19 protein-coding genes and 1 tRNA gene are annotated in these 21,536 nt (G+C 37.8%); 8 read left to right on the top strand and 12 right to left on the bottom strand.

Annotated features, from left to right (window positions below; all coding sequences use genetic code 11):
- The first annotated feature begins 157 nt into the window (after positions 1-157).
- From asnS to BUA71_RS05950, 4 genes are all read left to right on the top strand, one after another.
- Positions 158-1,600: an asparagine--tRNA ligase gene (gene asnS, locus BUA71_RS05965; protein ID WP_072877702.1), complete on the top strand. Its 1,443-nt coding sequence runs from the start codon at positions 158-160 to the stop codon at positions 1,598-1,600.
- A gap of 424 nt (positions 1,601-2,024) precedes the next feature.
- Positions 2,025-2,894, top strand: a complete 870-nt coding sequence (locus tag BUA71_RS05960) for an RluA family pseudouridine synthase (protein WP_072877700.1) — start codon at positions 2,025-2,027, stop codon at positions 2,892-2,894.
- A 372-nt stretch (positions 2,895-3,266) separates the two neighbouring features.
- A complete protein-coding gene (rpoN, locus tag BUA71_RS05955) occupies positions 3,267-4,733 on the top strand; it encodes an RNA polymerase factor sigma-54 (protein WP_072877698.1) in 1,467 nt (488 codons plus the stop codon).
- Positions 4,733-5,344, top strand: coding sequence for a hypothetical protein (locus BUA71_RS05950; RefSeq protein ID WP_072877696.1), 612 nt, complete (start codon positions 4,733-4,735; stop codon positions 5,342-5,344). The genes rpoN and BUA71_RS05950 overlap by 1 nt, the downstream gene beginning before the upstream one ends.
- Before the next feature lie 15 nt (positions 5,345-5,359).
- Here the strand turns inward: BUA71_RS05950 and BUA71_RS05945 are convergent, their stop codons facing one another.
- The 9 genes from BUA71_RS05945 to BUA71_RS05900 form a co-directional block, all read right to left on the bottom strand.
- Positions 5,360-6,076, bottom strand: a complete 717-nt coding sequence (locus BUA71_RS05945; protein WP_072877694.1) for a porin family protein — start codon at positions 6,074-6,076, stop codon at positions 5,360-5,362.
- A gap of 182 nt (positions 6,077-6,258) precedes the next feature.
- A complete protein-coding gene (locus tag BUA71_RS05935) occupies positions 6,259-6,741 on the bottom strand; it encodes an ExbD/TolR family protein (RefSeq protein WP_072877690.1) in 483 nt (160 codons plus the stop codon).
- Positions 6,742-6,776: 35 nt separating this feature from the next.
- Positions 6,777-7,388: an ExbD/TolR family protein gene (locus BUA71_RS05930; RefSeq protein WP_072877688.1), complete on the bottom strand. Its 612-nt coding sequence runs from the start codon at positions 7,386-7,388 to the stop codon at positions 6,777-6,779.
- Positions 7,389-7,392: 4 nt separating this feature from the next.
- On the bottom strand, positions 7,393-7,830 hold the full coding sequence (locus tag BUA71_RS05925; protein WP_072877686.1) for a hypothetical protein: 438 nt from the start codon (positions 7,828-7,830) through the stop codon (positions 7,393-7,395).
- 14 nt (positions 7,831-7,844) lie between these two features.
- A complete protein-coding gene (locus BUA71_RS05920; RefSeq protein WP_072877684.1) occupies positions 7,845-8,648 on the bottom strand; it encodes a MotA/TolQ/ExbB proton channel family protein in 804 nt (267 codons plus the stop codon).
- A gap of 78 nt (positions 8,649-8,726) precedes the next feature.
- A tRNA-Ser gene (locus tag BUA71_RS05915) sits at positions 8,727-8,813 on the bottom strand.
- Positions 8,814-8,885: 72 nt separating this feature from the next.
- A complete protein-coding gene (locus tag BUA71_RS05910) occupies positions 8,886-9,914 on the bottom strand; it encodes an asparaginase (protein WP_072877682.1) in 1,029 nt (342 codons plus the stop codon).
- Positions 9,904-11,040: a 1-acyl-sn-glycerol-3-phosphate acyltransferase gene (locus BUA71_RS05905; RefSeq protein WP_072877680.1), complete on the bottom strand. Its 1,137-nt coding sequence runs from the start codon at positions 11,038-11,040 to the stop codon at positions 9,904-9,906. Before BUA71_RS05905 ends, BUA71_RS05910 begins: the two co-directional genes overlap by 11 nt.
- A gap of 50 nt (positions 11,041-11,090) precedes the next feature.
- Positions 11,091-11,873 (bottom strand): TatD family hydrolase, encoded by a 783-nt coding sequence (locus BUA71_RS05900; protein ID WP_072877679.1) that lies wholly within the window; start codon positions 11,871-11,873, stop codon positions 11,091-11,093.
- A gap of 52 nt (positions 11,874-11,925) precedes the next feature.
- Here BUA71_RS05900 and BUA71_RS05895 point away from each other — a divergent pair, with 52 nt between their 5' ends.
- Positions 11,926-12,363, top strand: a complete 438-nt coding sequence (locus tag BUA71_RS05895; protein WP_072877677.1) for a retropepsin-like aspartic protease — start codon at positions 11,926-11,928, stop codon at positions 12,361-12,363.
- Positions 12,364-12,901: 538 nt separating this feature from the next.
- On the opposite strand, the gene odhB is transcribed toward BUA71_RS05895, so the two are convergent.
- From odhB to BUA71_RS05880, 3 genes are all read right to left on the bottom strand, one after another.
- On the bottom strand, positions 12,902-14,224 hold the full coding sequence (gene odhB / locus BUA71_RS05890; RefSeq protein ID WP_072877675.1) for a 2-oxoglutarate dehydrogenase complex dihydrolipoyllysine-residue succinyltransferase: 1,323 nt from the start codon (positions 14,222-14,224) through the stop codon (positions 12,902-12,904).
- A 63-nt stretch (positions 14,225-14,287) separates the two neighbouring features.
- The gene (locus BUA71_RS05885; RefSeq protein WP_072877673.1) at positions 14,288-17,056 is read right to left on the bottom strand and encodes a 2-oxoglutarate dehydrogenase E1 component; all 2,769 of its coding nucleotides are present in this window, start codon (positions 17,054-17,056) and stop codon (positions 14,288-14,290) included.
- A gap of 216 nt (positions 17,057-17,272) precedes the next feature.
- Entirely contained in the window at positions 17,273-18,247 is a 975-nt protein-coding gene (locus tag BUA71_RS05880) for a polyprenyl synthetase family protein (RefSeq protein WP_072877671.1), read from the bottom strand.
- A gap of 138 nt (positions 18,248-18,385) precedes the next feature.
- Between BUA71_RS05880 and BUA71_RS05875 the strand changes: the two genes are divergently transcribed.
- From BUA71_RS05875 to BUA71_RS05865, 3 genes are read left to right on the top strand one after another with little or no spacing between them, the layout of a single operon-like run.
- A complete protein-coding gene (locus BUA71_RS05875; RefSeq protein ID WP_072877669.1) occupies positions 18,386-19,003 on the top strand; it encodes a TetR/AcrR family transcriptional regulator in 618 nt (205 codons plus the stop codon).
- Positions 18,993-20,348 (top strand): TolC family protein, encoded by a 1,356-nt coding sequence (locus tag BUA71_RS05870; RefSeq protein ID WP_072877667.1) that lies wholly within the window; start codon positions 18,993-18,995, stop codon positions 20,346-20,348. The genes BUA71_RS05875 and BUA71_RS05870 overlap by 11 nt, the downstream gene beginning before the upstream one ends.
- The gene (locus tag BUA71_RS05865; RefSeq protein ID WP_083572044.1) at positions 20,338-21,531 is read left to right on the top strand and encodes an efflux RND transporter periplasmic adaptor subunit; all 1,194 of its coding nucleotides are present in this window, start codon (positions 20,338-20,340) and stop codon (positions 21,529-21,531) included. The genes BUA71_RS05870 and BUA71_RS05865 overlap by 11 nt, the downstream gene beginning before the upstream one ends.
- Positions 21,532-21,536 lie beyond the last annotated feature (5 nt).

The raw sequence follows: 21,536 nt of genomic DNA, 5'->3' as shown, positions 1-21,536 counted from the left end.
ACCTTAAGATTTATAAAGGATTTTATGAATTTAAAATAGCATAAAATTGTATAGGCGGTATTACGCCTTGCGAATATCAAGGAAAATTAAATAAACCGCCTTACTTTGCAGGCTGAGTGGGAAAAATTATCTTTGCTTTTTCTAAAATCTTACATAAATGATACAAGCAAAAGTTGCTGAAGCCTTAAACAGCAATCAATTTCTACAGGAATTTGAGGTGAACGGCTGGGTTCGTTCTTACCGGAGTAACCGTTTTATAGCCTTAAACGACGGCTCCACTATTAACAACCTACAATGTGTAATAGATTTTGAAAATTTTAATCAGGAGCTTTTAAAACGAATAACCGTTGGCGCTGCAGTTAACGTAAAAGGAGTGCTGGTAGAAAGCCAGGGCCAGCAACAGCGGGTGGAGATTGAAGTAAAAGAGCTTAAAGTACTTGGCGATGCAAATCCCGAGGAAGTAAAACTCACTATTCTTTCCCCAAAGCGTCACAGCCTGGAAAAATTAAGGGAGCAAGCGCATTTACGTGTTCGTACCAATACTTTTGGTGCCATTATGAGGCTGCGTTCCAAACTTTCTTTTGCGGTACACAGCTACTTTCAGCAAAACAATTTTCACTATGTAAACACACCCATTATCACGGGTAGTGATGCCGAAGGAGCCGGTGAAATGTTTAGGGTTAGCGCATTAGATATGAATAAACCGCCTAAGAATGAAGAAGGTGAAATAGATTACAAACAGGATTTCTTCGGAAAGGAAACCAATCTCACAGTTTCGGGACAGTTGGAGGCCGAGGCCTATGCCATGGGACTTGGACAGGTTTACACTTTTGGCCCCACTTTTAGAGCTGAAAATTCCAACACCTCACGTCATTTAGCCGAGTTTTGGATGATCGAGCCAGAGGTTGCTTTTTGTGACCTGGCCGGCAATATGGACCTTGCTGAAGACTTTATTAAATATGTACTTAAATATACTTTAGAACATTGTAAAGATGATTTAGAGTTTTTAGACAAAAGGTTTAATACTGAAGAAGCTGCCAAACCAAAAGCGCAGCGCACCGGGATGAGCTTATTGGAAAAAATTCATTTTGTGATAGACAACAATTTTAAAAGGGTAAGCTATACGGAAGCTATTGAAATCTTAAAAAATTGTAAGCCTAACAAAAAGAAGAAATTTAATTATATCATTGAAGAATGGGGCGCCGATTTACAAAGTGAACACGAACGCTTCCTCGTTGAGAAGCACTTTAAATGTCCCGTGATATTATTTGATTATCCAGCCGATATTAAAGCATTTTATATGCGACTTAATGAAGACGGCAAAACCGTAAGGGCTATGGATATTCTTTTCCCGGGTATTGGTGAAATAGTTGGTGGCTCACAACGGGAAGAACGTTTAGATGTATTACAAAACAAAATGAAAGAACTCAACATAGATGAAAAAGAGTTATGGTGGTATTTAGACACCAGGAAGTTTGGGACCTGTGTGCATAGTGGTTTCGGATTAGGCTTTGAAAGGTTGGTGCAATTCGTTACCGGTATGAGTAATATTAGAGACGTGATACCTTTTCCAAGATTCCCCGGTCACGCCGAATTTTAGAAAATCACAAACCTCACAGATTTAAACACAGTATCTGTGAGGTTTTTTTTGAAAATATAGCCATAGCGTCTGGAAATACTTTACAAAGATCTATTATAATTGGATACCGACAGCTTTATATAATGATTGGGATGATTATTAGTAGTACGATTTCTTCGGCCTATCGAAAATTTATCGTAAAATTTGAAGTGAAAATTCCGTAAAATTTTAGGCTGTTTGAGCCAAACGTATTTTTAAAATTTATACTAAAGGTCATTGGCGAGTTCCTAAAATTTAGGGATTGAACGATAAATTTAGATAAAGTTTCGTAAGCCTAGACTTTTTTGTTTCTTTTTTGGGCAATGCAAAAAAGAATAAATTGTCTTAGAAAAATTAAAGATAAATTCTGTTTTAAAATAACTAGGACAAAACTAAAATATAGTCATTGAAAATTAAAGAAACCCATATTGTTCCCGCTATTACTAAACAAATAAGACTGCAGGAATATGGGGTTTCAATTTTTGCTTCGCTCCCTACCAAAAGTTCGCTTAAAAAGGCTTTAAAAAAAGAAATTATCCTTTTAGACGGGAAACCCGCAAAAACATCAGATTGGATAATTGAAGGTCAGGAAATCACACTTCTGGAAGCTGAAAATACCGTAAAAAAGATATTTTCCTTGCCGCTGGAGGTGATTTTTGAAGATGAAGTTTTAGCTGTTGTACATAAACCGGCCGGCATTCCCACTAGTGGCAATTATTTTAAAACCATACACAACGCACTCCCCTTTAATTTAAAGAAGTCACAGATGGCAGATGCCTTGCCCGCTCCCCTACCGGTGCATCGCTTAGACAACCCGACTTCTGGCTTACTACTCATCGCCAAAAGTAAATTGGCACAGGTTACTTTAAATAGATTATTTCAGGAGCGGAAAATTCAGAAAACCTATCACGCCCTGGTGGTTGGAAAAGTTGAAACCGACTTTCATATAAATACACCAATTGCTGAGAAAGAAGCAGAAACTGCTATTAAAGTGATTGCACATTATTTAATAAAAGGCTCCCATTTTAGCCTAATTAAAGCGTTCCCAAAAACGGGACGCACCCATCAAATAAGAATCCATCTTTCAGAATACGGTCACGCCATAGTAGGTGATAAATTATACGGAAAAACTTCAGAAATAATAAAAAACCGCGGACTTTTCTTAACAGCGACGGGGCTGGAGTTTCAGTATCCCATCACAAAAGAGCGATTAAAGCTAGAGCAAAAACTTCCGAAGAAGTATAGAACAATAAGCAATTTAGAAGAAAATACTTAACAAAATTTTACCACAACCATTTACTATGCCAAAGGCTGCATAGTTTTGTTTTTCCTATTTTTGTAAGCGTAAACCTTTAGCTTTTAAACCTAAATTTGGAAGGAAATAATTTCGATATTCAGAAAAGAGACCGGGAAAGAAAAGTGCAAGCCTCTAATTTTTAAGTAAGCACAATTTGATTAAAAAGTCGTATATTTCTAATGACGAAATAAAAATATTAAACCACTCGTTTAAATAAAAAAGGTTTTAAGAATAAAAACAACTTGCAGGAAAATCTGCAGTAGATTATAAAATAAATTGATTTCGAGACATCCCGGTAAGCATTGGGACCAAATATGCAAATCTCGAAGATTGAAGTAAGAAAAGAGTCGTATGCTTAAACAGCAATTAAATTTAAAATTATCACAGAAGCTTTCTCCGCAGCAAATTCAGCTGATGAAGCTAATACAATTGCCTACGCAAGCTTTTGAGCAGCGAATAAAGCAGGAATTGGAGGAAAACCCCGCTTTGGAAGATGGTAAGGTAGAAACCCGCGATGAATATGAGGAGTATGAAGAAGACTATGATAATCGCGAGCGGGAAGAGGAAGGTAACGAAAGCATTGAAGCAGAAATTGATGTGGATGAATATTTAAGCGATGATGAAATTCCCAATTATCGCCTGCAAGCCAATAATTATAGTCCCGATGACGATGAGAAAAATGTTCCTTATGCTGCCGGAACTTCTTTTACCCAATATTTAAAAACCCAATTAAGCACATTAAGGTTTGATGAAACCGAAGAGCAAATAGCGGCTTTTTTAGTAGGAAGTGTAGATGAAAGCGGGTATTTGCGACGCGAATTGCAGGATGTGGTAGATGACCTCGCATTTACGCAAAACATTTATACCGATGAAGCTGCGGTAGAACGGGTCTTACAGAGAGTACAGGAACTGGATCCTGCGGGGGTTGGAGCAAGATCGCTTCAGGAATGTCTTCTACTTCAGTTAGACCGTAAAGAACGCACAAAACAGGTAGAAATGGCGCAGGACATCCTGGAACGTTCGTTCGATCAGTTCAGCAAAAAGCATTACACGAAAATTATTAGCAGGCATGATATTTCGGAGGAAGAACTAAGAGAAGCCATAGATGTAATCGCTCATTTAAATCCAAAACCCGGTGGTTCCTATTCTGGAAATACGCGAATGGTAGAACACGTCATCCCAGATTTCACGATTAAAATTGTTGATGGTGATTTGGAGTTAAGTCTTAACGGTAGAAATGCACCGCAAATGCACGTTTCGCGTGATTATAGCGATATGCTAAAAGGCTATAAAGAATCTAAAGAGAAGACCAGGGAACAAAAGGATGCGGTGATGTTTATAAAACAAAAGCTGGATGCCGCCAAATGGTTTATTGAAGCTATTAAACAGCGTCAACAAACACTTATGCTCACGATGAGTTCTATTATGAACTATCAAAAAGAATATTTCCTTACAGGCGACGAGCGTAATTTAAGACCTATGATTTTAAAGGATATCGCCGATGAGATAGAAATGGATGTCTCTACAGTTTCGCGGGTGGCCAATAGTAAATATGTTGACACTCCTTACGGTACCAAGCTTATTAAGGAATTCTTTTCTGAATCTATGAAGAATGACCAGGGCGAAGATGTTTCGACACGGGAGATTAAAAAAATCCTGGAAATGTCTATTGAAGAAGAAGACAAGCGCAAGCCCCTTACCGATGAAAAACTGGCCAAAGTCCTAAAAGATAAAGGCTATCCCATCGCCAGGCGCACGGTAGCCAAATATCGCGAGCAGCTAGATATTTCGGTAGCGCGTTTAAGAAAGGAAATTTAATGAGATTTCTTTTACAAAGCGCCTCCTTTATTTTTCATCCCCTATGGGTTCCCATTGCTGGGAGTTGCTTCTATTTTATATTTACCCCACGTTACTTTCCCGAGGGCATCATAAAGGCAAAGCTCTTGGCCATTGCCATACTTAGTATTTTTATTCCTGTTGTATTCTATTTTTTACTGAAAAACCTGGGAAAAGCGGAATCGGTTTTTCTTAAAAATGTGGGAGAGCGAAAATGGCCACTTTTTTTCTTCGGAATTTTAATGATTATGCTCCTTAACCAAATCATTAACGTCTATGACTATGCGGCGCTTTATTACTTCTATGTAGGCATTCTTATTTCCACATTATTAGCATTTATACTAGTCCTGTTTAAGTTTAAAGCAAGTTTACATATGATGGGCCTGGGAGGCTTAATTAGCTTCCTTATAATCTTAAGCCTTGGTTTTCAAATAAACATCGTTTATACGATTTGCTTTTTTATCCTGGGTCTTGGTTTTACAGCTTCCTCCAGGATTTATTATAAAGCTCATAGTTTTAGAGAATTGTTCGTGGGTCTTTTAATAGGTGTTTTACCTCAGTTTATTTATTTGTACCTACCAACCTGGCTTTAACTTTAAGCCAATCTTCTAAAGAATATAAAACATCAATCCCAGGCGAAGCATAGATACATCTACGGCTTCCCCATTTAATCTTGCATCTGGGAAAAGCGAATTAAGACTGTAGTACACATGAAAGTTAAACGTATTGTAACCAAAAGTAAAAGTAGCTCCCAATCTAAAACGATCTAACTCGGGCACATCGGTTTGTGTCACCTGATTGCCCGGTTGGGAAAAACTTGATTTAAAATAATAAATATACCCAAGTCTTAATCCAGTGTAAATACGCCAAAACTTATAAGTTTCGGCGGTAGAAGTGCGCCATCTAAACTCAATTGGGGCTTCTATGAGCTGCGTGCTAAACCTATTATAGTCATACTCAATATCATCATTTAAGTCTCTAAAAATGCTTTCTCCATTGGAATCTTCTCCTATAAAAAGATTATGACTGTAACTATTAATTGCCCAACCCAATCCCGCAGCGATAGAAATATTCCTTCGTTTATTAAGGGGAATATCCCTCACAAAGCCGGCTTGCAAACCACCTGAAAACCCAGATTGAGAAATCTCCTTTGGTTTATTCGTGATCAAATTAAAAGACAGGCCTAGATAAAATTGATCTTCCCGGTAAAGGCTATCGATAATCCGGGGTACAGTATCTGGGATAGACTGCAATCGCTCTTCCTGTGCCATTACCTCAGTAATTGGCAACAGTAAGAAATAAAAAAGAATGAAAATTTTCTTCATTTCGATAGACTTACAAGATGATTAAAAAACCATTTAGCTGTGATAAACGACATACCTTTTCCACGGATTTTATGGCTAGTTTATTTTTGTATCTGCAAAACGCCAAATTCAAATATAAAAAAACATCCTACCAAATATTTGAATTTGATAGGATGTTTTTAAAAGCCAGGTTTAAAAATCTCTTACTTCACGTTCTGTAAAGCGTCACCCTGTATGGTAGTATAATTAATTTTTAAAGCCTCTGCTTTTCTAAGTTCCTGTTTAATGTCGGAAACCAGTCCCATATTTGTCTCTTCATCAACTTTTAGTGCAGTTGTTAAGTATGGAATTAATTCTTCTCGTTTAGATTCTCTTTCAGAAAATATAAACTGCTGAACTTCTTCTACACTGGCAAATTTATCATTTAACTGAATTCTTGCCTCGTCACCAAAACGTTTCTGGTAGCGTTCACTGGGCTTACCGGCATAAATATACATTACCAAATCCTTTTTATCCAGTTTTTCAACCTGATTGGCAAATGGCAATTTATTTTTCACCATTAATGTATTTTGCCGCATTACAGTTACTACCATAAAGAAGAATAAAAGCATAAATACAATATCGGGTAACGATGCCGTACTTATCGCCGGTTGTCCTTCACTTTTTTTCTTTTTGAATTTAGACATAATTTAGTCTTAAATTTAGTTTAGTTTAAAAGCTTTTAGCTCTTAGGTTCTGCCTCAGAGAGTTTTTGAGGAATCATATCCTTAATTAGCTCAATTCGCTCTTTTAAAGTCTCTTTGTCACCTTCACTGGTCCTTGCGTCGTTATATCTCGATTCCATACTAGTAAACGAGGTACCATATAGACGTTCTGCCTCTCTATCCCTTAACTCGTTATAGGCTGCAACAAGTTCGTTTTGCACAGCTATATAAGTTCCATATTCTGTTCCCCGGTTATTAACCAAAGAAATAATGGCCTTTTGAGGGTTCACAGAAGAATTTGGATCTTTGGCTCCCTGGCAGAAATCACAGGCCTCATCACCTGATCCTGCACCATTATCGAGAAATTCTAAGGCTGCTTGCCTTAATTCCTCAATTTCCATCTCTTCATCTTCCACAAGTAGGTCGTTATTTGAGTTAACAACCACCTGAAAAATGTTTCGCTGTTTAATTGTAGGAGGCTCTTGCTCTTCTGGCTGCCACGGGGGTAGTTTCCTACTTATCCCGGTATCTGTCTCAATGGTTGTTGTTACCAAAAAGAAGATTAGTAGCAAGAAAGCAATATCTGCCATAGAACCGGCATTAACCTCTGGTGCTTCTCTTCTTGCCATAATATTACTTAATTAGTTTTTTAATACCTGAAAGTACCATTGCGAGTATCGCAATACTTGCAAGTATATAGAATGTTACTAATCCTGCACCTATCCAGTGATCACCACTTGCAGAAAGCAAATCGCCGTCTTTAAGTGTTTGTTGAGATCCATCGGTTACAAGATATGCAATTAAAATTACTGCTATAAATGCACCCAGAGAGATAAGTGTGTTTTTAATGTTCCCCTGGAAAAGCCCTTTTATAACAAAAAGAGCCACCAATACAATTACAACCAGAAGTACAAAATAAGCAACATACATAAACGGATCGAGCAGGCTATTCTGCAAACTGGCCGAGGCCTCTATCGCATCGTCATTTTCGGCAAGGATCCTTCCTAAAAGGACAAGTCCCAATACCCCTAAAACGATGGATACGTATTTTAATATTTTATGTAAAGTCATAATTTAATCTGGTCTTAGATTCTTTTTTTGTTTTTGTAAGCTACCAACATATCAATAAGTGTGATAGATGCATCTTCCATATCATTTACAATGCTATCAATTTTAGCAATGATGTAGTTGTAAAAAATTTGAAGGATAATAGCCACAATCAAACCAAATACTGTTGTAAGAAGTGCTACCTTAATACCACCTGCCACAAGTGAAGGCTGCATATCACCGGCTGCTTCAATTTTATCGAAGGCAGTAATCATACCAATCACCGTACCCATAAACCCAAGCATAGGCGCAATAGCGATAAATAAAGACACCCAGGAAACGTTCTTTTCCAATTGTCCCATTTGCACGCCGCCGTAAGCTACAACCGCTTTTTCTGCAGCATCAATACTTTCGTCGGCACGATCAAGTCCCTGGTAATAGATAGAAGCAACAGGGCCCTTTGTATTTCTACAAACTTCTTTTGCAGATTCAACACCACCGCTTTGTAGTGCATCTTCAACATCTCTGGCCAATTTCTTAGAATTAGTAGTAGAAAGGTTTAAAAAGATAATTCTCTCAATGGCTACTGCCAAACCAAGAATTAAACATAAAAGAACAACCCCCATAAAAGCAGGGCCACCTTCTATAAAACGTTTTTTAAGCTCCTGGTGGAAGCCTAGAGACTCTTCTTCTACCTCATCTGCGGCAGCAGCAGCCTCTTCATCTTGTACAAAAGTTACGATTGTACCCGGCAATGTGTTTACATTGTTGGCCGCATTGAGGTTTCCGGCTCCTAGTACCATCCCCGCGGCGATTACCAAAATAGAAAATAATCTTTTCATTACTGTTTGTCTTATTTTAATTAGTTAAAGGGTTAAAGATATAAAAATAAATTTTTAATAAAAATACATTAAATTTTGCAGAGAGGAAGGGATTCGAACCCTCGATACGCTTAAACGTATACACGCTTTCCAGGCGTGCGCCTTCGACCGCTCGGCCACCTCTCTTCTTAGTGTACTTTAAACATTGCGCCAAATAACGAAAAAAAATATACTCCATAAAAGAATTTGGCGTTAATTTTATAACATTTCACCTCTTAATGAGGTTTCGAAGATAGTTTTAAATACTTTAGATGAGAGGTTTTTGCCCAAAAGATACATTAATTTTGCGACTGCAGCCTCTGTACTTATGTCTTTTCCTGTAACTACACCTATCTTTTTTAACCTTACGCTAGTTTCATATAGCCCCATCATCACACTGCCCCCTATACATTGGGTCACATTTACCACATATAGCCCTTTAGCTATTTTTTCTTCTAAAATATCTAAAAACCAATCGTCATTAGGTGCATTTCCGCTTCCATAGGTTTCTAAAACCACACCTTTTAAACCGGGTTTGGAGAGGATATGCTCTACAGTACTGGCATTTATCCCGGGAAACATTTTTAAAACCAATACTTCGTTATCAAAACCTTTATTGAGTTTTGTCTTTTGTCTTCGGTTTGGTTTCCATAACGCATTGTGATTTACCGAAAGATACACACCAGACTCGGCAAGCGGTGGATGATTAAGCGATGCAAAAGCCTGAAAATTCTCTGCATTTATTTTTGTGCTGCGATTGCCCCGGTATAGTTTATACTCAAAATAAAGTCCCACTTCAGAAATAACAGCTCTACCATTCTTTCGCAAACCGGCAATCTGAATACTGGTAATAAGATTCTCTTTGGCATCTGTTCTTAAATCGCCAATAGGTAATTGTGAACCTGTAAAAATAATAGGCTTGGTAAGATTTTCAAACATAAAACTTAAGGCAGAAGCCGTATAAGACATAGTATCGCTACCGTGCAAGACTACAAACCCATCATATGTATCGAAATTATCGTTTATAATTTCAGCAATATCTAGCCAGCATTCGGGATTCATATTAGATGAATCTATAGGCTCTTTAAAACTAACGGTATCTATTTCGTGCTCCAGTATCTTTAATTCGGGAATGTTTTGCAGCAATTCATCAAAATTAAAAGCTTTGAGCACGCCGGTATCATAATCTTTTATCATACCTATGGTACCCCCGGTGTAAACGATAAGTATTTTAGCTTTATTCTGCATACACCGCTTCTTTGTTAATCACAGGATTTGCATACATTAACAAATAACTATTGAGTGCCAAAGGATTTTTTACATCAATACGCCGGCTTAAACGACGATCGAATTGTCTTTTTTCTTTTTCTGAATATTTATTGGAATAATTTTTTGTGTTTTTCAAAAGATCATAAGCAATATAATTTGCAGGCCACAGCTTATAATTTTTATAAATGTGCTCGTCTATTTTTTTGGCCACTGCCTTTAGCTGAGCATTTACTGAATCATTTTCCCGTTCTATTTTTTCAAAAACTTCTTTTTTAAGCACGTCGCCCGCATTAATATGAATACGGCCTTTATTCCCAACCGCGCCCTGCATAATGGAATTAAAATCTTCATTTGCCGACTTCACATAAGTTTCTTTCATTCTTTTCGCCAATATTTCCGGCATTTTTAGAATATCTGTAGGATCAAATTCATAGGATATCGCCACGGGAACGATTTTAAGATCGGCGAAATATTCTGCCAGGGATTTTTTCCCCCGGGCCATTGCAAGCATTTTAAGAACTCCTTGTTGTGTATAATCGCTGCCGTCTTTAGTCCTACCTTCTCGTTGCGCCATCCAAACAGATCTATCCTCTTCAAACAACAAGTGCTTAATATATTCAGAAAGCACCATCGAGCTTTTTAACATTTCCCGCGGACTAAGACCTCTTTTAACCAAGAAATTCCTGTTCAATTTAGACAGGGCCATTAAAAAAGGTTTATGCACTAAATTATCACCAATTGCCGAAGCCGTCATCACTAAATCCTGTTCATAAAGACTGTAATTTAGCAGGGAAGTATCTAAAACGATATCACGGTGATTGGATATATAAAAATAAGGTTTATCTTTTTCTAACGACTCAAACCCACTATAAGTGAGCCCCGTGGCACTTTTTTCCAAAACACGATGCACAGAATTATAGATCACTTTTGTTTGAAAATCCCTAATAGATTGGCATTCTCCCACAATAGCTTCAATTTCCTTAAAACTTTTCTCTGGAAAAGTATAGGTTAACAGTGCTCTCACCATAGGATGCTTAATACATCCCTGCACAGCAGGTTGAATTTCTTCATCCTTATAGAATCTTATATCTTCAAATTTTTTCACGTAAAATGGTCTTAGCTTAGCAAATGAACAAATTTTTATTCTAATGTGCCTTAAATCTTAAATATATCTTTTGAATTCTGAGTAGTAATTTCAGCAATTTCGCTAAGGGTTTTACCGTATATTTCAGCAAGCTTTTCGGCGACCTTAACTACGTACTCGGGTTTGTTCCGCTTACCGCGATATGGAGCCGGGGAAAGATAAGGTCCGTCGGTCTCTAATACTATATGCCCCAGCGGAATTTCATTTAAAAATTTATCAATCTTTCCATTTTTAAAAGTAACTACTCCGCCAATACCCAACTTGAGGTTATAGGAAAGTGCCTGTTTTGCCTGGGCTAAATTCCCGGTGAAACAATGGAAAATTCCGAAGAGATTTTCATCCTTTTCTTCTTCCAAAACTTCAAAAACCTCATCAAAAGCGGCTCTACAATGAATTACGATTGGCAATTTATGTTTTTTTGCAAGTTTAATTTGCCAACTAAACGCTTCCTGTTGAATTTTTAAAGTAGATTTATCCCAATACAGGTCTATTCCTATTTCACCCACGGCATAAAATTTCTTTTTTTCAAACTGCCTGGCAACATGCGCTAACTCTTCTTCATAACCTCCCGATTCTGAATTATCCCTTACATGGGTAGGATGTAAACCCATCATTAAAAAGACATTTTCGGGATATTTAGCCTGTAAATTATACATAGCCCGGGTAGTTTGTGAATCTATGGCCGGTAAAAAGAAGCGTTTTACCTTTTGCTGAAAAGCATTTTCTATAAGCTCTTCCCTATCCTGGTCGTAATCTTCGCTATAAAGATGTATATGTGTATCGGTTATCGTCATAAAAGCAAAATTAATTTATTTTGAAGACCTATCTTTGTGAAAAACACAAAGAATGTCATCTTTAAAAAAATTGCTGAAAGAAAAAGGTTTTAAGCGCATTGAGTTAAGCTATACCACAACCCAACATCTTGAACTTGTAGCCAAAATTAATAATATTGAAGGAAATTTTATTTTAGATACAGGAGCTTCCAGCACCTGTGTAGGCCTGGAATCTATAGAACATTTCAAACTATTGGCTGAGGATAGCGATGTAAAAGCAGCCGGGGCAGGTGCTACCAATATGCTTACCCAAATTGCCCAAAAAAACCGTATTGAAATTAAAGGCTGGAAAAAGAAAAAAGTAGATTTAGTGCTTTTCGACCTAAGACATGTAAATGAAGCTTTAGTAAATCACGAAGCCGAGAAGGTTCACGGGATTATTGGTGCCGATTTGCTTAAAAGAGGAAAAGCGGTTATAGACTATAAAGCACCGGCTCTTTATTTAAAATAATTTTTAAAAAGGGGGATTTCCCCCGTTGCATCAGATCTGCTATTCATCTATTTTTATTCAAAATAATGTTTATGTCAGCGATGCCTAAAAGTACCCCCCGAGATAATTTTATGTTTATTCTTATAAGCATACTGGTTGTCTGCGTTTTACTTTTAAATATCTTCAATCTTTTTATGCTGTCATTTTAAGCTTTATACCTATTTAAAGAAAAGAAACTTGTGTTTTGACAATTGGCGACTTTAGCACACCGGGAAAACGATATCCCGTAATGACCTGATAAAGAATATTCGTAAATAGGCAGCAATTCTTTTTACACTTTCAAACTAAATTTATTGCATCAATATCGCTCTTTTTCATCCGGACGAGCAATATCTTTTATGGATAATAATAACAAAACATTCTTGTGGTTTATTGTCTTCATAGCAAAACCCGGCGTAGGGTAAATTTAGATATTCAAAATAAAAAAGCCACGTATTCATCAATAAATCTAATGAATACGTGGCACTATTTTGTAATACTGAATCTATCGAAACGAGAATTAGAGCTCCAGTGCTCTTTTTACATCGTTATCCATTAACAATTCCTCCGGATTTTCAATCGCTTCTTTAATCGCCACAAGGAACCCAACTGACTCTTTACCATCAATTGCTCTATGGTCATAAGAAAGCGCTATATACATTATGGGACGTATTTCTACGTGGCCATCTATAGCAACAGGACGCTCTACAATATTATGCATTCCAAGAATCGCACTTTGTGGAGGATTAAGAATTGGTGTAGAAAGCATGGAACCAAAAACTCCGCCGTTAGTAATAGTAAAAGTACCACCGGTCATTTCATCTACAGTAATTTTACCATCCCTGGCGCGGGTAGCAAGATTTTTAACTTCTTCTTCCACACCTCTAAAGCTTAGATTTTCTGCATTTCTAATTACCGGCACCATTAAACCTTTAGGACCAGATACCGCAATACTAATATCCTGATAATCATATTTGATTTTATAATCCCCATCTAACATAGAGTTCACATCTGGATACTGCTCTAAGGCCCTTACCGCAGCCAGCGTAAAGAAAGACATAAAGCCTAAACTTACCCCGTGCTTGTCTTTAAACTCTTCTTTGTATTTTTTCCTTAGGTTAAATATCGGCTGCATATCTACTTCATTAAAAGTAGTTAACATGGCCGTATCATTTTTAACAGAAACAAGTCGGGAGGCAACTTTTCTGCGTAGCATAGACATCTTTTTACGAGACTCTCCACGTTTCCCTTTCCCGGGACTTCCCATAGAAGCTTTGGCCTGCAGTGCGTCTTCTTTTGTAACGCGACCGTCTTTGCCACTGCCTTTTACATCCTTAACATCTGCACCTTTCTCATCTAAAATCTTTTTGGCTGCAGGAGAAGGACTCCCCTTTGCATAAGAATCCTGTTTTTGTGAAGGAGTGCTGGATTTAGAAGGCGTTTGAGTCTTTGCATCTCCCTTGGTTTTATCCTTTTCGCTCTTGTCTTTTTCTTCAGAAGTTTCATCTTTCGATTCTTTTTCATTTTCCTCTGAAGACTCCTTTTCCTCTTCTTTGGAAGATTCTTTTTCCTCTTTTTTATCCTCGTCACCTCCACCGGGTTTTTCGGCTTCGGTATCTATAAGACAAACCACTTCTCCTACTGCAACGGCATCTCCTTCTTCAGCTTTTAGTGTTATAATTCCGCTCGCTTCCGCAGGGAGTTCCAGCGTAGCTTTATCACTATCTACTTCGGCAACTGCCTGATCTTTTTCTACGTAATCGCCGTCTTCAACTAACCATTCGGCTATTTCAACTTCGGTTATCGATTCTCCCGGAGAAGGAACTTTCATTTCTAAGGCCATGATTTCTGTTTTTATTTTAAAGTTTTCGACATTGCGAAAACATATATTCGTAATTTGAATTTATTAATTATCTATTGATTGATCAAAAACGCTTGCGATCACTTTTTCGTGTCGTTTTTTAAACCTTACGGTACTTCCAGCAGCGGGCGAACCATAAAATTTCCTGCTACAAACCCTAAAGTCCCTGGCTTGTTCTAAATGTAGAAGTAAGTAGCCGTAAGCACCCATATTCCTGGGTTCTTCCTGTGCCCACACTACATCTTTGGCGTTTTTATACTTTTTAATTATTTCGTTAATCCTGTCTTTTGGTAAGGGGAACAACTGTTCTATTCGAACAAGTGCCACATCATCGCGATCGTTCTCTTTCTTATATTCCAACAAATCATAATAGAACTTACCGGTACAAAACACCAGGGATTTCACTTTTTTGACTTTAGCTTCAGGATCATCTAAAAGTGTTTGGAAACTTCCGTTTGCAAATTCTTCTTTGGTAGAAATCACATTAGAGTTTCTCAATAAACTCTTGGGCGTAAAAATCACCAATGGTTTTCTAAACCCTAATTTCATCTGTCTTCTTAACAAATGAAACATATTCGCGGGGGTAGTCACATCTGCTACATACAAATTATCTTTTGCACATAACTGGAGAAAACGCTCCATTCTACCGGAAGAATGCTCGGCCCCCTGCCCTTCGTAACCATGTGGCAAGAACAACACTAATCCATTCTGCAGTTTCCATTTATCCTCTGCGGCAGAAAGGTATTGATCTATTAAAATTTGTGCTCCATTTACAAAGTCTCCAAATTGAGCCTCCCAAATAGTTAAAGTTTTGGGACTCGCCATAGCATATCCATAATCAAAGCCCATTACCCCATATTCTGAAAGCGGGGAATTGTAAACAAAGAAATCTCCATCCCTGCCTTCTATATTATTGTGCAGGATAATCTCTTCTTCACTATCTTCAACTTTAACCAGAGCGTGACGGTGTGAAAAAGTACCCCGCTCACTATCCTGACCGCTTATGCGCACATTAAAGCCTTCTTTTAAAAGTGAACCGTAGGCGAGGTGCTCTCCCATAGCCCAATCTAACTTATCATCCTCGAAGTATTGCTTTTTACGCAGTTCTATAATTTTCTTAACCTTACGCATAAAAGTTTTATCCTCGGGAAGTTTGGAAATCGCTTTAGCCACAAGATCCAGATCGTCCATATTATAGGTAGTATCGATCCCCTTCATCATTTCGTCCTGGAACACATTTTCAAAACCTTCCCATTCATCTTGCATAAATGGAGTAATCCTGGTAGTTTTTACTTTCTTGGAATCTTCCAGGTTTTCCTCAAGGTCGGCTTTATACTCTTCTTCCAGCTTATTGAGGTAGTCGTCATCTATAACATTTGCCGCTATAAGCTTTTCAGCATATATATCCCGTGCATTTTTATGCTTTGCAATGGCTCTATAAAGTTTAGGCTGGGTAAATTTAGGTTCGTCACCTTCATTATGCCCATATTTTCTATAACCCAGTAAATCTATGAAAACATCTCGCTTAAATTTCATTCTAAAATCAAGGGCGAAATTCACCGCGTGTACCACAGCCTCAACATCATCTGCATTTACGTGCATTACCGGCGACTTGGTTACTTTTCCTATATCGGTACAATAGGTAGAAGAACGGGCATCCAAATAATTGGTAGTAAAACCTATTTGGTTATTTACCACAATGTGGATAGTCCCCCCGGTTTCATAGCCTTCCAATTGAGCCATTTGCACAACTTCATAAACCACTCCCTGTCCTGCGATGGCTGCGTCCCCATGAACCAGGATTGGTAACACTTTCATATTATCACCACCGTAATGCCTGTCTTGTTTTGCCCGGGAAATCCCCTGTACTACAGGACCAACGGTCTCCAGATGGGAAGGGTTTGGAGCTAAATTTATATTTATTCCTTTCCCGTTATCGGTAAGTCGGCAAGAAGTCCAGCCCAGGTGATACTTCACATCCCCGTCAAAAATATCCTGCTCATAGTCTTTTCCGTCAAATTCACTAAAAATATCTTTAGCACTTTTCCCAAAGATATTGGTAAGCGTGTTTAAACGCCCGCGGTGTGCCATTCCCATCACAAAATCGCGCACCCCATAATCTGAAGCTCTTTCAATCAAAACATCCAGGGCAGGGATTAAGCTCTCACCACCTTCAAGGGAGAAACGTTTCTGTCCCACATATTTTCTATGTAAAAAAGCTTCAAAAGATACCGCCTGGTTTAGTTTTTTTAATATTTTCTTTTTGTCTTCAGTACTAAAATCCCCGTGGCGCTCATTCTCGCCCAACCAATTTTGTATCCATTCAACCTCCTCGGGCTTACGTATAAACATATACTCTACCCCGGTAGATTCACAATAGATATTCTCTAAATGGTTAACGATTTCCTTAAGGGTACTGGAGCCTAAGCCAAGTACTTCCCCGGCATTAAACTTTGTATCCAGGTCACTTTGCTCTAATCCAAAATTCTCTAAAGCAAGAGTAGGCTGGTATTTGCGTCGCTCCCTAACCGGGTTTGTTTTGGTAAACAAATGGCCACGCGATCGGTATCCATCAATTAAACGGATTACCTGAAATTCTTTTAGTACATGCTCTGGTATATCACCTTCCTCAAATTTTACAGGAGCCTCTTCTATGATTTCCCGGGTTACTCCACTTTCCTCCATCCCGAAATCAAAGCCCTGAAAAAAAGCCCTCCAACTGGGCTCTACACTATCTGGGTATTGAAGATATTGGTCATATAGTTCAGCGAAATATGCCGTGTGAGCAGCATTTAAAAATGAAAATTTATCCATAAGTGAAACTAATGTTCCTTTTTAAGTGTAAAATATTACAAAATTACAGTTTTTACAAAAAACAGCCTGTAGTATTCTCTTTTTCTCTTAGAAATTATAAGAATTTTAACATTGAGAAAACTCCATACCGCCTATAAAATTGATTATTTTTTATCAATAAGCCCAAAGTTAAGACTTAAATTTCGAATAACCTTAATTTAAGGAAAGTCACACAACTTATACATCCCGGTTCATTAGTAATTCACCAAAGTGTTTAAGCGGTAATTTCCTGGCTTCGTCTATATCAATTTTCTCGAGTACTTCAAAAGCCTTTTCGGTGTATTTCTGAATTTCCATTCGGGTGAGTTCTGCTGCCCCGCTACTTTCAAAAAGTGTTTTTACAGCTTCTATCTTTCCCGAATTATCTGCCGGACTAATAGTATACAAATGTTCTAATTGCGCCGCTTCATTTTTTTCTGAAGTTTCCAAGGATTTTAAATATAGAAAGGTTTTCTTGTTTTCAATGATATCACCACCCACCTGTTTACCAAAGGTTTCAGGATTCCCAAAAGCATCTAAATAATCATCCTGAAGCTGAAAAGCAATTCCCAGCAGGCGACCAAATTCATAAACAGCTTTTTTACAGCTTGCCGATGTATTGGCAACTATAGCGCCCATTTGCAAGGAAGCACCAACTAAAACAGCTGTCTTATATTCGATCATTCTAATATAATCTGGAATAGAAACATCGTCCCTTGTTTCAAAATCAATATCATACTGCTGCCCTTCACAAACCTGAATAGCCGTTTTAGTAAAAAGCTGTGCCAGCTCTTTAAAAGTAGTAGCATGGTAACTTTCAAAAAGCTGATATGCGTTTATCAACATAGCATCGCCAGATAAAATCCCGGTGTTAATATCCCAACGCTCGTGCACGGTTTCATTGCCCCGCCTTAAGGGGGCATCGTCCATAATATCATCATGCACCAAGGAAAAATTATGAAAAATCTCTATCGCCAATGCAGCATCAAGTGCTTTTTTGTAATCAGTGTCAAAAATTTCGCTAGTCATAAGCACCAAAACCGGTCTTAAGCGTTTGCCTCCTAACCCAAGAATATACTCCATGGGCTCATACAGGTTTTCTGGCTCCTTCGTTTTCACTTTCAGGTCTAAATAAGCAGTAAATGCCTCCCTATACTCAGAAATGGACTTCATACTATAAAATTTTTCCGGCTAAAATACATAATTGCCACTACTTCAAATTCTTTCTTTGAATTAAATTATTTTAAACTATGGAAACTTCTCTTGTTTTTTAAGTTTCCGTAGTTTACTTTTGCCGAAAATTCGTTTAATGTGAAAGAGCAAATTCAAAATAAAGCTACCGAATTGTTTCTGCAGCAAGGGTTTAAGAGCGTTACTATGGATGATATTGCCGATGAAATTGGGATATCAAAAAAAACCATTTATGCCCATTATAGCACAAAGTCTAAATTAATAGAAGCCTGTGTTTCTCTGTTAATAGAAGAAATTAAGCTTGGGATTGACAGTCTTAAAGCCGAAAATCTTAACCCGGTGGTAGAGAATTTTAAAGTGAAAGTATATGTGCAACGTATGCTAAAAAATGAAAAAACATCTCCACAATATCAGCTTAAAAAATACTACCCAAAAATTTATAACAAGATTAGAAATACAAAATTCAATATTACCCAGCGATATGGTATAGACAATTTGCAAAGAGGGATAACCACTGGGGATTATAGAGCCAATATGCAAATCTCTTTTGTGAGCAGAATTCATTTTGCCGGGTTGCTTGCCATTAAAGACAAAGCACTTTTTTCTGAAGATGAATACAGCAATAATAAACTAATGGATTATTTATTGGAATACCACTTGCGAGCAATTTGCACCCCAAAAGGCCTGGCAACATTAGAAGCATTTTTAAAAGACAATAAGAAAAACAATGAAGTTTAGATACCTTTTTATTTTAATGCTCTCCTTAAGTGGTTTCGCCCAGGAGGGAGAAAAAAAATATAGTTTTACCCTGGAGGAAGCGGTGAAATTTGGACTGGAGAATAATTACTCTTCCATTAACGCTCAAAAAGATATTGAAATCGCCCTAAAGCAGAAATGGGAAATCATTGCCCAGGGCTTACCCCAAATAAGCGGGAAAGCAGATTACCAAAATTATTTAAAGCAACCAGTAACCTTACTACCGGGAGAAATTGCCGGTGGGGAGCCCGGCACTTTTGTTCCGGTTACTTTTGGCACTAAACAAAATGTAAGCGCCACAGCCACCTGGAACCAGTTAATTTTTGACGGCTCCTACATTGTAGGAATCCAATCTGCCAAAACATTACTGCAAATTTCAGAAAACGCTAAAACAAAAACCGATCTTCAAATAAAAGAAGCCATTATCAACGCCTACGGTAATGTTTTGCTGTCCGAAGAAAACGTTGCGATCCTTAAAAGTAACGTAGATAATGTGCAGCAGAATTATAACGAAACCAACGAGATCTACAAAAACGGACTTACCGAACAGGAAGATGTTGAGCAATTGGAGATAACTTTGTTAAACCTTAAAAACAATTTAAGCCGAAGCAAACGAATGCGAGCCATTGCTTACGAGATGTTTAACCACACTATTGGCCTTCCCATAGAAACCCCGGTAAAGCTTACAGAAGAACTGGACAATTTAACAATGGAATATTTTGATCTTGCATTATTAAATAAAAAAATTCCCATTGAAGAAAATATAGATTACCGCATTGCGAAAAATACCGCAGAATCCAGAAAGATAGAAGTTAAATTAGAAAAATCTAAAGCCCTGCCCAGGCTTAGTGGGTTTGTAAATTACGGCGTGCAAGGTTTTGGCCAGGAATTCAACTTTTTTGACAGTGATCAGGAATATTTTGGACAGTCTATCGTTGGTTTAAGTTTAGACATTCCCATTTTTAGCAGCGGGATGCGAAGCGCCAGGACAGCGCAAAAGAAGATTGCCTATCAACAATCGCTGGTAGAACTGGAAGAGACAGAAAATGAGGTGAAACGTGAGATAAACTCAGCAAAAAGCGATTATGAATTTAGTTTAGAAAACTACCAGGCAAAGAAGAAAAACCTCGAGCTTGCCCAGCGTATAGAGAATAAAAACCAGGTGAAGTTTTTTGAAGGAATCGCCAGCAGCTTTGAGCTTAGCGAAGCACAACGCCAATTATACCAGGCGCAACAGGATTATTTACAAGCTATGCTAGATGTAATTACCACAAAAGTAGCATTAGAAAACCTCTTGGATACCAGAAAATACAACGATGAAGAATAATATTCAGCAACAAAGAACAATGAAAAAATTAGCCTTTTTAATAAGCATCCCAATTTTAATAGTTTCCTGCGGAAAAAATGAACAATCTGTAGAGAAGCTTATTGAAAACGGAAACCTTAGCGAGATAAGAAATAAAAAATCTGAACTAAGCAAAGAGCAAAGTGAGCTAAACGCAAAAATAGATAGACTGGACGAAGCTATACATAAACTGGATAAAAGCAAGCGTTTAGATTTGGTAACAACCCATAAAATTGGCGACACCTTATTTAAACATTATGCCGAAGTACAGGGAGATGTAACCACAAATGAGAATATTATTATTTATCCAGAATACTCGGGAATTTTAAGTGAAGTTCGCGTTAAAGAGGGACAAAACATTAAGAAAGGCCAGGTGCTGGCAAAAATTGACGACGGCGGACTCTCCAGCGAGCTGGCACAATTGGAAACCAATGCAAACCTTGCAAAAACCACGTATGAACGCCAAAAGCGTCTTTGGGATCAAAATATTGGTTCAGAAATACAGTATTTAGAGACCAAAGCTAATTATGAAGGTTTGAAAAGCTCGGTAAACCGGTTAAAAGCCCAATTGGAAAAAACGGTAGTTAGAGCCCCTTTTAGCGGCATTATAGATGAAGTTTTTACCGAAGAAGGAGAAGTAGTTTCCCCCGGACAAAACAGGTTGTTCCAATTGGTAAACCTTAGCGATATGTACATAAAAGCCGAGGTTCCCGAAAGTTACCTCAACCATATTAGTAAAGGTACCGAAGTACTTGTGGATATAAGCTCTTTAAATAAAGATTTTGAAGGAAAAATTAGAAGGGTTGGAAATACCATAAACCCCAATAACCGTTCTTTCACTATTGAAGTAGCCATCCCTAATGAGCAGGGAAAAATAAAACCCAATCAAATTGCCACGCTCAAACTAAACGACTATACCGCAGAGAATGCCATGGTAGTACCCGAGAATGCCTTGCTAAAAAATGCAAAAGGCGAGAGCGTTGTTTTTGTGATTGAAGAAGAAACAGGAGAAAACGAAGCGAAAGCCCGGCGTGTGATCGTTGAAACAGGTTACTCCTACAAAGATATGGTAGAGATCACAAGCGGGCTTGAACCACAACAAACCCTAATTCTGGAAGGTGCCAAAAACCTAAGGGATGGGCAGAAAGTTAAAATAAGAAATTAAGGCAT

Source organism: Salegentibacter echinorum, assembly GCF_900129445.1.
In the GTDB taxonomy this organism is placed as follows: Bacteria; Bacteroidota; Bacteroidia; order Flavobacteriales; family Flavobacteriaceae; genus Salegentibacter; species Salegentibacter echinorum.
This window is presented reverse-complemented; position numbering and strand designations above follow the sequence as displayed.